Raw genomic sequence first — 1,750 nt, 5'->3', positions numbered from 1 at the left:
TCTGGGGTGGTGGGTATAAGGGCTAGCATCAAAGACCTTAGCTCGGGGCTGCCAGAAAGTTGGTGTGATTAATAACGACGAGGTGGTGGTGGCCACATACCAGGATATTTACTCAGCGTTTCTCTACGCAGTCTCTGATATATGTCTTCTGTAGCGTGTGCAGGCGCATTATGCGGGCTTGTTACAGCAGGATGCGAGCTTTGAGTTCTCATTATCCCGCCCCCTGGATTTCGCTGTATGTCATATGTGCCGAGTTGATTATATTCCGGTACGGTTGGCGCTTGATAGCTCTCATGTATATCTGATTGCAAGGAAGAAGAAGGGTGTTGGGTCGGATAGTTCGCCCCGCCAAATTGTGATACCGGCAAGTTAGGTGACTGAGACGGAATTCTCTGTTGTGGATGCTTGCGACCCCTATGTGAATCCAGGCCGTGCTGGGTATCAGAAGAGAAAAAACAATTGTTGGCGTTGCATTTAAATGGTCGTTGTTGCTGTTGTTGCTGTCGTTGTTGTTGTTGTAGTTGTCGTTGGTAAGGATGCTTCGCCCGCATATGTGAGCCCAGACCAGCCGCGGAACCATAGCCTTCATTACAAATTTGACATATAAACATAAAAATGCTCCTTAAGTTTGAACATATTTATAACAATCTCTCTCTACCCCCATCTCCACCACAAAACAAGCGAATAAACCTTAACTATTAGTTACCCTCTGAAACTAAAAACAATATTCCTTTACCTATTCCCTTGAGTGGTTAAAGCAATAACCCATGCCATCACATTCGTGGTGGCTTTTTTGTATCTGCATTTCACCGCGTCACGCTCGACGCACTACCAAAGAACCTTTCAGGATAAGCCTTGAGGACAACCAGTAGCGGACTGGTTATCCCTCTTTGGGCTGGTTGCTCCTGAGCGCAAGGTTTATCACTAAAAGGAACGAACCATGTCTTTAGTTGAAATTAAGAAAGCAAATCTCCCTGTCACAGAAGCGCCAACCATGACCAGTCTGGAAATGGTGGATTACATCAACGCTGAAAGGAAAGTCAAAGCTGAGGCTGAGGGATTAACATTCCCCGGCAAGAAGTATAAGAGATTATCGCATAAGAACTTTATGGTTAAAGTCCCCAAAGTTCTTGATGATGAAGCATCGGCTAAATTTTTAGCCAAAGATGAATACAGCATTGCTAATGGCGCTACATCGGTTCGTGATATCTATCGCTTCCCCAAGCGTGAAGCCTGCCTGATGGCAATGAGCTACAGCTATGAGTTACAGGCTCAAGTGTTCGATCACATGATAGAACTGGAAGGTGGTAAGGACATTAACTTGATGGATTTCTCAGGATTGACTGACCTCACCATTCTGCAGATGCAAGACAGAGTTGCCCATGCTGAGAAATTCTCTTTCGCTGAACATGGACAGAAAGGTAGTAGCTTGATGACTCTTCGCAAGAAAGAAAAGAAAGCCATCAAGAAAGCTGAGCAACTGGTGAAAGACTTAATCCAGTTCAAGCTCTGTGACCTTGGCGATTTCCCCGATGATGAGGGAGAACCCGCATGAACCCCGAACAATTCATCGAGAAGAACGTACAAGCCGAGTTAATTAAGCTCGGCTTTTCTTCATCTATCGCAGGGATGGCAAGTGACCGGGCGAAGGAACATTACCGTCGCTCAGCATCAGCAAGTAAGAAAGGCAAGCTGTTTGACGATTGCCTGAATCTTGCCAAAGAATGGGTGTAATGGTCAATTCAAACTG

Annotated in this window: 2 protein-coding genes; one reads left to right on the top strand and one right to left on the bottom strand. The window is 45.5% G+C overall.

From position 1 onward, the window contains the following. Positions 1 to 68 precede the first annotated feature (68 nt). Positions 69 to 611, bottom strand: coding sequence for a hypothetical protein (locus FE392_RS19840; RefSeq protein WP_319931855.1), 543 nt, complete (start codon positions 609 to 611; stop codon positions 69 to 71). Positions 612 to 940: 329 nt separating this feature from the next. Between FE392_RS19840 and FE392_RS19835 the strand changes: the two genes are divergently transcribed. Beyond that, on the top strand, positions 941 to 1,555 hold the full coding sequence (locus FE392_RS19835; RefSeq protein WP_319931854.1) for a Rha family transcriptional regulator: 615 nt from the start codon (positions 941 to 943) through the stop codon (positions 1,553 to 1,555). Positions 1,556 to 1,750 lie beyond the last annotated feature (195 nt).

Origin of the sequence: Xenorhabdus santafensis (assembly GCF_033949405.1) — a bacterium.
In the GTDB taxonomy this organism is placed as follows: Bacteria; Pseudomonadota; Gammaproteobacteria; order Enterobacterales; family Enterobacteriaceae; genus Xenorhabdus; species Xenorhabdus santafensis.
This window is presented reverse-complemented; position numbering and strand designations above follow the sequence as displayed.

What these genes read in the sequence shown, in the direction of transcription:
- FE392_RS19840 (WP_319931855.1), bottom strand. Translation starts at nt 611, where the DNA reads ATGTTTATATGTCAAATTTGTAATGAAGGCTATGGTTCCGCGGCTGGT.
- FE392_RS19835 (WP_319931854.1), top strand. Translation starts at nt 941, where the DNA reads ATGTCTTTAGTTGAAATTAAGAAAGCAAATCTCCCTGTCACAGAAGCG.